Consider the following 9,018-nt stretch of genomic DNA (forward strand, 5'->3'; position numbering starts at 1 on the left):
CTCGCCGCGGCCGACGTAGCTGAGCCCGGCGCCACCGAGCAGCAGCGCCGCCGCCAGCCCGCCGCCGACCAGCGCCGCGCGGGCGCGGCCGGACCGCAGCCACGTCCACCGGCCCGACTCCTCGCCGAACGCGGTGCTGGCCAGGCTGGTGGCCCCGCCGGTGCCGTCCGGGAACGGGAGGAGGGCGGCGAGCAGGGCCGCCCGCCGGGCCAGCTCGCGCAGGCCGCGCTCCTCCCACCGCGGCCCGTACGCCTCGGCGGCCACCCGCTCCAGCACGGCGAGGAAGACCTGGGCGGGCTGCGGCCGCTCGGCCGGTTGCTTGGCCATGCCGTGCCGCAGCAGGTCGTGCACCGGCTCGGGGGCCGGGTCGGTCGGGACCGGTGCGCGGGCGTGCTGCTGGCGCAGGGTGAGCAGGTCCCGCCCGTCGAAGGGCGGCCGGCCGGTCAGGCACTCGTAGAAGGTGGCGGTGGCCGCGTAGATGTCGCAGGCCGGGCTTGCCGGCGCGCCCGTCCACTGCTCGGGCGCCATGTAGCGGGGGGTGCCGGTGACGCTGACGCCCGAGCTCTCGCCCACCGGCATGGCGATGCCAAAATCCGCCAGCTTGCTGGTGCCCTCGGCGGTGACCAGCACGTTCTCCGGCTTGTAGTCGCGGTGCACGACGCCCCGGGCGTGCGCCGCGCCGAGCCCGGCCAGCGAGCCCTTGAGGACGCAGAGCGCCGACTCCGGGGTCGTCGCTCCGTGCGCGCGCAGCATCTGCCGCAGGGACACGCCGTTGACCAGCTCCATGACGATCGCCGCGCCGCCGGGCGACTCGACGTACTCGTAGAGGCGGGAGACGTGCGGGTCGTCGATCCCGGCGAGCAGCCGGGCCTCGGCGCGGAACGCGGTGCGGAACGCCGGATCGTCGCCGATCCCGCCGGTGAGGTACTTGATCGCGACCGGTGTGCCCGTCGCGTCGTGCACGGCGAGGTCCACCCGGCCGGACGCGCCGGCGCCGAGCTGCCGCACCGGCCGGTAGCCGGAGACCTGCCAGCCCGTCACGCGTTCTCCTCCCCGGCTGCGGGGGCGGTGGGGCCGCCTCCGGGGGTCATTGTGGTCGCGGGAGCCGGCGCGGCCATCGGCGCAACGGCTGTTTCCGGCCCCCGGACGTCCGGGACGTCCCGGCGGGTGGCGGCATGGTCGGTTACGGACACACGCCACTGGTAGCACCCGCCGGCAAGCGCGCCGCGCGCCCGCGCTCCCGCCCCGCCGACTCGACTAAGGTGCAGGCCGTGGGCAGCGAGGCGACTCCCGAGGCAGCGACCCGTCGGCCGATGACGACCCGTCGGTGGCTCACTGTCCTGTTGCTGACGATGACCGTCCTGGTCCTGCTCGGCGGCGGCGCCGGCGCCGCCGCGTTGCGGCACACCGCCGCGGTCTCCAACGACCTCGCCGACCGGGTCGCCCCGGCCCGTACGGCGGTCGGCCAGCTCGACAGCGGCCTGCTCGTCCAGGCGGCGGCCGTGCGCGGCCACGTCGTCACCGGCGACCCGCGGTTCCTCGACTCGTACCGGCAGGGCGTCGAGAGCGAACGCGTGACCATGTCCCGGCTGCGCGGCCTGCTCGCCGACGAGCCGGAGGCGCTGGGCGACCTGGACCGGGCGCAGCGGCTGGCCGACCGCTGGCGCACGGAGTTCGCCGAGCGCCTGGTCGCCTCCCGGCAGGCCGGCGGGACGCCGGAGGAGCTGGCGCTGCTGGTGACCGGGGAGGCGGAGACCTTCACGGCGGTCCGCGCCGAGCTGAGCGGGCTGGTCGGCCGCCTGGACGGGATCCGGGACGCCGGCCGGGACGACCTCGACGCCGCCCGGGCGCTGCGGGACCTGACCTTCGTGGCGGTCCTGGCGGCCCTGCTGCTGTGCGGGATCGTCGGATCCGTGCTGGTGCGCACGAGGGTCCTGCGGCCCCTGGACCGGCTGGGCGCTTCGGTGCGGCAGGTGGCCGGCGGCGACTTCCGGCACCGGCTGCGGCCCGACGGCCCGGCCGACATCGCCCGGCTGACCAGCGACGTGGAGACGATGCGCCGCGCGGTGGTGGAGGCGTGGGAGCGCAGCCAGCACGACCGGGACGCGCTGGAGCAGCAGGCGGCCGAGCTGCGCCGCTCCAACGAGGACCTGGAGCAGTTCGCGTACGTCGCGTCGCACGACCTGCAGGAGCCCCTGCGCAAGGTGGCGTCGTTCTGCCAGATGCTGGAGCGCCGCTACGCCGACCAGCTCGACGACCGGGCCCGGCAGTACATCGGCTTCGCCGTCGACGGCGCGAGCCGGATGCAGGAGCTGATCAGCGACCTGCTCACCTTCTCGCGGATCGGCCGGGTCTACGGCGACCTGCGGGAGGTCGACCTGGCCGAGGTGTTCGCGCAGGCCGAGGCGAACCTGTCCCGGGCGGTGGAGGAGTCCGGCGCGACGATCACCCGCGACCCGCTGCCCACCGTACGGGGCGAGCCGACCCTGCTGACCCTGCTCTGGCAGAACCTGCTGGGCAACGCGGTCAAGTTCCGCAGCCCCGACCGGGCGCCGCTGATCCGGGTGACGGTGACGGACACCCAGGAGGGGTGGTCCTTCGCGGTGGAGGACAACGGCATCGGCATCGACCCCCGGTACGCCGAGAAGATCTTCGTCATCTTCCAGCGCCTGCACCCCCGGGGCGCGTACCCGGGCACCGGCATCGGGCTCGCGGTGTGCAAGAAGGTCGTCGAGTTCCACGGCGGGACGCTGAGCCTGGACGAGGCGTACCGCGACGGGACGCGCTTCGTGTTCACGATGCCACGGGTGTCGACGGCGGTCGTACCCGGGCAGCCGGGCGAGCCGGCGGCGGAGTCGGCGGCCACGGCCTGAGCCTTCCCGCCGCCCGGCTCAGGCCCGGGGGTGCCGGTGGCCGTCGCCGGTCACCGGCGCGGCGGGTTCCGGCGGCCCGGCGGGCGGGCGCTCCGCCGGCGGCTCCGCGTCGCGGGTGAACTTGTCGAAGAAGCGCAGCAGCTCCACCGGGAACGGCATCACCAGGGTGCTGTTCTTCTCCGCCGCCACGTCCACCACAGTCTGGAGCAGCCGCAACTGGTAGGCCCCCGGCGTGCTCGCCATCGCCCGGGACGCGTCGGCGAGGCGGCGGGACGCCTGGTACTCGCCGTCGGCGGCGATCACCCGGGCACGGCGTTCGCGTTCCGCCTCGGCCTGGCGGGACATCGACCGTTTCATCCCCTCGGGCAGCGCGACGTCCTTGACCTCGACCCGCTCGATCAGCAGCCCCCACGGCTCCTCCGTGGGCGCGTCGATGACCGCCTTCAGCTCGGCGTTGACCCGGTCCCGGTCGCCCAGCACGGTGTCCAGGTCGGCCTTGCCGATCACCGAACGCAGGGCGGTCTGCGCCACCTGGAGCACGGCCGAGGGGTAGTCCCGGACGTTGACCAGCGCCTTCACCGGGTCGACGACCCGGTAGTAGACCACCGCGTCGACGGTGAGGGTGACGTTGTCCCGGGTGATCGCCCCCTGCGGGGGCACACCGATCACGGTCGTCTGCATGCTGACCCGGACCATCCGGTCGGCGACCGGGACGATCAGCCGCAGGCCGGGCTCCCGCACCGGCGTCAACACCCGGCCGAAGCGGAACACGACGCCGCGCTGGTACTGCTGTACCAGCCGGACGCTCAGCGCGCCGACGAGCACGAGCGCGATCACGATCACCACGCCGACCACGACCGCTTCCACGGCACCCCCGATCCGTTCGGCTCCCCGGGCCGCCCCTTTCCCGCTGCGCCGGGAAGTAGTCCCGCGCAGCCGGTGCCCGGCCTTCGGATCAGCCCGCCGACCCGCCGCGGCCGTACGTGCGAGCGGCCACCAGCGCGATCCCGCACGCCGCGGCGGCGCTCAGCGGGGCGATCAGGAAGCCGACGGTCACCTGCCCCGCCGCGTCCAGCAGCGCCCCGGCCGCCGCCGCGCCACCCGCGCTGCCGACCGAGAACGCCGTCGCCGCCCAGGCGAACGCCTCGGCCACCGTGCCGGCGGGCGCCACGTCGTCGATCGCCACGAAGGCGATGGTGAGCAGCGCCGGAAGCGCGAGTCCGCTGACCGCCATCAGCGCCAGCATCACGGCCGGGGCCGGGGTGAGCAGCAACGGCAGGTAGCCGGCGGCGAAGACCCCGACGGCGCGCGGCAGGGTGGCGTACCGGCGCAGCCCGCCGAAGCGCACGTAGAGCAGGCCGCCGACCAGCGCCCCGGTGGCCTGCGCGGCGAGCAGCCAGCCGGCCCAGGAACGGGCCCCGGCCGACTCGGCGTACCCGGTCGCGGCGACGGTCACGCTGCCCACCGCCGCGCCGACCAGCAGCAGTGCCGCCAGGATCAGCCGGAGCCGGCCGGCCCGCAGCGGCCCGGCCCAGTGCCGTACCGCCGGCTCGCCGCGCCAGCGCCGGACCGCGTCGGTCGTGGCGAACCACGCGGTGCCGGCGGCCTGGAAGAGCGCGGCGGCGGCCAGGCCGCCGGTCGGGCCGGCCAGGCCCACGGCGGCGAGCGTGACCACCGGGCCGAGGATGAAGATCGCCTCCTGCACGGCGATGTCCAGGGTGTACGCGGTCTGCACCCGGTGCGCGGGGAGGAGGTCGCGCCAGAGCACCCGCAGGCACGACTCGAAGGGCGGCGCCCCCGCCCCGGCCAGGGCGGCGGCGAGCACGGTCACCGGCAGGTTCACGTGCGCGGCGGTGAGCGCGAAGCCGATCGTCGAGGCCGCCACGGCCAGCCACAGCACCGGGGGCTGCCGCCAGCGCTCCGCCATCCGGGCGAGCATCGGCTGGCCCACCGCGGTGCCGGCGGTGAACGCGCCGACGAGCAGGCCCGCGACGGTCAGGGTCATCGTCTCGCGGGCGAACACCAGCAGGGCCAACGGGGCCGCGCCCAGCGGGATCCGGCCGAGCAGGCTGGCCGCCAGGACCCGGGCGGTCTGCGGCGCCCGGAGCACGGCGAGAGCGGAGGTGTCGGCGGGGTCGGGGTCGGTGGGTCGTCCGCCGGCGCGTGGACGCTCGGCGGACGGTACGAGTTCGGTGTCGTCGGGCATGGGCATGACGGATCGCTCCCGGATCGTGGCGGAGGTGGACCGGAGGACGGCGCAGCACCGGGCCGGTCAGGGAGCGAAGTCGGAGCGTTCGTGGTCGTTGCCGTACAACGGCAGGTCCGGGGTGATCCAGCGGCCGTAGGCGGCGGCGACGGCGTCGAGCGGGATCACGTGGACAGTCTAGGTCCGGGCCAGCGGGACCGGATTGGACCTCGCCGCGCCACCACCCGTGCTCCCTACGATGACGGCCCACGACTCGCCGCGCCGCCGGGAGGACGTCATGCGGGAGCGCTTCGCCGACCTGTCCACGCCGCTGATCGCCGACGCCTGCGTACGCCTGGGCGTGCCCTCGCGCGTGGCGCCGGCCGGGATCCGGGCGGTCGTGCCCGGTCACCGCCTCGTGGGCCGGGTGCTGCCGGTGCGCCACCACGGCAGCGTGGACGTGTTCCTGGAGGCGTACGGCAACGCCGCCGCCGGCGACGTCCTCGTCATCGACAACGGCGGCCGGACCGACGAGGCCTGCGTCGGGGACCTGGCGGTGCTGGAGGGCGTCGCGGCCGGGATCGCCGGCCTCGTCGTCTGGGGGCTGCACCGCGACACCCCGGAGCTGGTGGAGATCGGCCTGCCCGTCTTCAGCTACGGCAGCCTGCCGGCGGGCCCGGCCCGCCTGGACCCACGGGAGCCGGAGACGCTCACCAGCGCCCGGGTCGGGCCGCACCTGGTGACCGTCGACGACCTCGTCGTCGCCGACGACGATGGGGTGCTGTTCCTGCCCGCCGGGCGGGCTTCCGAGCTGTTCGCGGCGGCGGAGCGCATCGGGACCGTCGAGCGGGTCCAGGCGCGGCGGATCCGCGCCGGGGAGACGCTGCGGGAGCAGACCGCCTTCGCCGACTACCTCACCCGCCGCGCCGCCGAGCCCGGCCACACCTTCCGGCAGCACCTGCGGCAGGTCGGCGGGGCGATCGAGGAGTGACCGGGGGACCACCCGGGGCGGCGCGCGTGAGGGTGGTCATAGCGGCTGGACGGCGCACCGGGGCGGGCTGCTAGCCTCGTCGGCAGGTCATGAGCGCCAGCGTCAAGCCCCGGCTCGCTGGCCGGCAACCCTCGTCCGCGCAGGGGTGCCCCGGGTGAGGACCAGGCACCGGAGCGGCTCCGGTGCAAGCGCGGCCTGGTTCCCAGGTCGACACCGACCGAGGAGAGCCATGTCCATCCGCATCTGCGCCCCACCGGCGGTTCCCGCCGTGGCACCGCCGTCGCCGGCGCTGACCCGGCGCCGCCACATCGACACGATGCGGGTCTGCGCCACCTCCTGTCGCCCCGGCGACGCGCGCTAGGCGCGCCACCCCTCTTTCCAGGAACCATCCCAGCGGTACGCCCAGCGGGCGCACCGCCGGCGCCGCACGCCCGTGCCCGCCGCCGGAACACCTCATTCGGAGACACCTGTGCGAATCCTTTCCTCCCTCACCCGGGCCGCCGCCCTCGGCGTGGCCGCCGTCCTCGCCGCCACCACCCTGACCGCCTGCGGCGACGACGCGACCGGCGCGGCCGACAACCCGTACGGCCTGCTCCAGCCGGGCGTGCTGCGCGCCGGCACGCTCACCGACGCCCCGCCGAACGTCTACCTCAAGGACGGCAAGTTCACCGGCTTCGACAACGACCTGCTCACCGCGGTCGCGGCGAAGGTCGGCCTGAAGGTGGAGTTCGTCGGCACGGACTTCTCCGCCCTGCTCTCCCAGGTCAACAACCGCAAGTTCGACGTCGGCAGTTCCTCGATCACGATCACCGAGGCGCGCAAGAAGACCGTCGACTTCGGCAACGGCTACGACTTCGGCTACTTCGGACTCGACGTGCCGGCCGGCTCGTCGCTCACCGGGTTCGACCAACTCGCCGGCAAGCGGGTCGTGGTCGTGCAGGGCACCGTCCAGGACGACTACGCCACCGGCGAGGGGCTCAACCCGGTGCGCGTGCCCGACTACAACGGCGCGATCAACCAGCTCAAGGCCGGCACGGCCGACGCCTGGATCGCCCCCGCCGAGATCGGTGACAAGTCGGCCGCCGACAGCGGCGGCAAGATCACCGTGGCGGCCAAGCTGCTCAGCCCGGCCCCCACGGCGTACGCGTTCGCCAAGGGCAACGACAAGCTGCGCGAGGCGCTGAACAAGGGTCTCGACGAGGTGATCGCGGACGGCACGTGGAGCCGCCTGCAGGCCCAGTACTACCCGGGGCGCCCGATCCCGGCCGACTTCAAGCCGGGCAGCGGCACGGTCCCGGTGCCCTCGGCGTCGGCCACCTCCTGAGACGTAGCGACGACGAGCGAGCGGGGCGGTAGGAGAGACGATGGATCCGTTGAGCACCCTGTGGGAGACCTTCTTCGACTGGGACTCCATGCGCGAGGCGCTGCCCGAGATGCTGACGGTGGGGCTGCCCAACACGCTGATCCTGGCGATCTCCGCCGCCCTGCTCGGCTCGGTGCTGGGCATGGCGCTGGCCGTCGCGGGAATCTCGCGTACCCGATGGTTGCGGTGGCCGGCGCGGGTCTACACCGACGTGTTCCGTGGCCTGCCCGCCGCGGCGACGATCCTGCTCATCGGAGTCGGCCTGGCGCCGCTGGGGATGCAGGTGTGGGGGCCCAACCCGTACCCCCTGGGCATCCTGGCGCTGTCGCTGATCGCGGCGGCCTACATCGGCGAGATCTTCCGCTCCGGCATCCAGTCGGTGGAGGCCGCGCAGCTGGAGGGGGCCCGGGCGCTGGGCCTGTCCTGGGGCGAGGCGATGCGCCTGGTGATCGTCCCGCAGGGGATCCGGCGGGTGCTGCCGGCCTGGGTGAACCAGCTGATCGCGCTGATCAAGGACTCCAGCCTGGTCTACTTCCTGGGCCTGCTGGCCAGCCAGCGGGAGCTGTTCCGGATCGGGCAGGACTACGCGGCGAACACCGGCAACCAGTCGGCGCTGCTGCTGGCCGGGCTGTTCTACCTGACGCTGACGGTCCCGCTGACGCACGCCGTCAACTGGATCGACCGGCGGCTGCGGCACGGCCGGCAGGCCACCGCGCCCGGTGACGACGAACTCGACCTGGCGCTGCCGGGAGCGGCGGGAGGGAACCAGCGATGAGCATCGACACGACGACCTCGGTGAGCCTGCGCGTCCGCGACGTGCACCTGGCCTTCGGGTCGAACCGGGTGCTGCGCGGGGTGGACCTGGACGTGGCGCGCGGGGCGACGGCCTGCGTGATCGGGCCGTCCGGGTCGGGCAAGTCCACCCTGCTGCGCACGATCAACCGGCTGATCGAGCCCGACCGCGGCGACGTGCTGCTGGACGGGCGCAGCGTGCTGGGCGACGACCCGGACGCCCTGCGGCAGCGGATCGGCATGGTCTTCCAGCAGTTCAACCTCTTTCCGCACATGAGCGTGCTGCGCAACGTCACCCTCGCGCTGCGCCGCATCCGCAAGCTCGGCGAGGACGAGGCGGTGGCCCTCGCCCGCGAGCACCTGGAGCTGGTGGGGCTGGCGGCCAAGGCCGACGCCCGCCCGGCGCACCTGTCCGGCGGGCAGCAGCAGCGGGTCGCGATCGCCCGCGCGCTGGCGTTGCGCCCGCAGGTGATGCTCTTCGACGAGGCCACCTCCGCCCTGGACCCCGAGCTGGTCAAGGGCGTGCTCGGGCTGATGGCCGAGCTGTCCGCCGGCGGCATGACGATGGTCGTGGTCACCCACGAGATGGGTTTCGCCCGCGAGGTCGCCGACACCGTCGCGTTCATGGATCGCGGCGTGGTGCTGGAGGCCGGCGAGCCGGCCGCGATCTTCGAGCGGGCGGAGCACCCCCGGTTGCGCCGCTTCCTCTCCCAGGTCCTCTAGTGCGGTGTCCACTAACGTTCACCGGGTTTCCGGTGGAGTGTTGTGGATCCTCGCCGTGTGGGCGAGCGACTTCCCACCGGGTGGTGGGGCG

Annotated in this window: 9 protein-coding genes and 1 riboswitch; of the genes, 6 read left to right on the forward strand and 3 right to left on the reverse strand. The window is 74.5% G+C overall.

From position 1 onward, the window contains the following. On the reverse strand, positions 1–1,041 hold a 1,041-nt coding region (locus AB0G13_RS32520; protein WP_357882843.1), incomplete at its 3' end, for a serine/threonine-protein kinase. Between the two features lie 272 nt (positions 1,042–1,313). On the opposite strand from AB0G13_RS32520, the gene AB0G13_RS32525 reads away from it, so the two are divergent. Further along, complete coding sequence (locus tag AB0G13_RS32525; RefSeq protein ID WP_357882846.1) at positions 1,314–2,873, forward strand: ATP-binding protein; 1,560 nt, start codon at positions 1,314–1,316, stop codon at positions 2,871–2,873. An 18-nt stretch (positions 2,874–2,891) separates the two neighbouring features. Here AB0G13_RS32525 and AB0G13_RS32530 read toward each other — a convergent pair whose 3' ends face one another. After that, positions 2,892–3,740, reverse strand: coding sequence for an SPFH domain-containing protein (locus AB0G13_RS32530; RefSeq protein ID WP_357882849.1), 849 nt, complete (start codon positions 3,738–3,740; stop codon positions 2,892–2,894). An 88-nt stretch (positions 3,741–3,828) separates the two neighbouring features. Further along, the gene (locus tag AB0G13_RS32535) at positions 3,829–5,085 is read right to left on the reverse strand and encodes an MFS transporter (protein WP_357882852.1); all 1,257 of its coding nucleotides are present in this window, start codon (positions 5,083–5,085) and stop codon (positions 3,829–3,831) included. 232 nt (positions 5,086–5,317) lie between these two features. Between AB0G13_RS32535 and AB0G13_RS32540 the strand changes: the two genes are divergently transcribed. From AB0G13_RS32540 to AB0G13_RS32560, 5 genes are all read left to right on the forward strand, one after another. Further along, the gene (locus AB0G13_RS32540; RefSeq protein WP_357882855.1) at positions 5,318–6,049 is read left to right on the forward strand and encodes an RraA family protein; all 732 of its coding nucleotides are present in this window, start codon (positions 5,318–5,320) and stop codon (positions 6,047–6,049) included. An 85-nt stretch (positions 6,050–6,134) separates the two neighbouring features. Next, positions 6,135–6,246, forward strand: a riboswitch (SAM riboswitch). 32 nt (positions 6,247–6,278) lie between these two features. Beyond that, entirely contained in the window at positions 6,279–6,410 is a 132-nt protein-coding gene (locus AB0G13_RS32545) for a hypothetical protein (RefSeq protein WP_357882858.1), read from the forward strand. Between the two features lie 108 nt (positions 6,411–6,518). Further along, positions 6,519–7,373: an ABC transporter substrate-binding protein gene (locus AB0G13_RS32550; protein WP_357882861.1), complete on the forward strand. Its 855-nt coding sequence runs from the start codon at positions 6,519–6,521 to the stop codon at positions 7,371–7,373. A gap of 40 nt (positions 7,374–7,413) precedes the next feature. Continuing rightward, positions 7,414–8,187 carry an amino acid ABC transporter permease gene (locus tag AB0G13_RS32555; protein WP_357882863.1) on the forward strand — a complete coding sequence of 258 codons (774 nt, stop codon included), beginning with the start codon at positions 7,414–7,416 and terminating at the stop codon, positions 8,185–8,187. A 2-nt stretch (positions 8,188–8,189) separates the two neighbouring features. Further along, positions 8,190–8,927: an amino acid ABC transporter ATP-binding protein gene (locus AB0G13_RS32560; protein WP_357882866.1), complete on the forward strand. Its 738-nt coding sequence runs from the start codon at positions 8,190–8,192 to the stop codon at positions 8,925–8,927. The last annotated feature ends 91 nt before the right edge of the window (positions 8,928–9,018 follow it).

This window comes from Micromonospora sp. NPDC023633, assembly GCF_040640035.1.
Lineage (GTDB): Bacteria > Actinomycetota > Actinomycetes > Mycobacteriales > Micromonosporaceae > Micromonospora.

Coding starts and splice junctions, on each gene's coding strand:
- AB0G13_RS32545 (WP_357882858.1), top strand. CDS start 6,279: ATGTCCATCCGCATCTGCGCCCCACCGGCGGTTCCCGCCGTGGCACCG.
- AB0G13_RS32540 (WP_357882855.1), top strand. CDS start 5,318: ATGACGGCCCACGACTCGCCGCGCCGCCGGGAGGACGTCATGCGGGAG.
- AB0G13_RS32535 (WP_357882852.1), bottom strand. CDS start 5,085: ATGCCCATGCCCGACGACACCGAACTCGTACCGTCCGCCGAGCGTCCA.
- AB0G13_RS32555 (WP_357882863.1), top strand. CDS start 7,414: ATGGATCCGTTGAGCACCCTGTGGGAGACCTTCTTCGACTGGGACTCC.
- AB0G13_RS32525 (WP_357882846.1), top strand. CDS start 1,314: ATGACGACCCGTCGGTGGCTCACTGTCCTGTTGCTGACGATGACCGTC.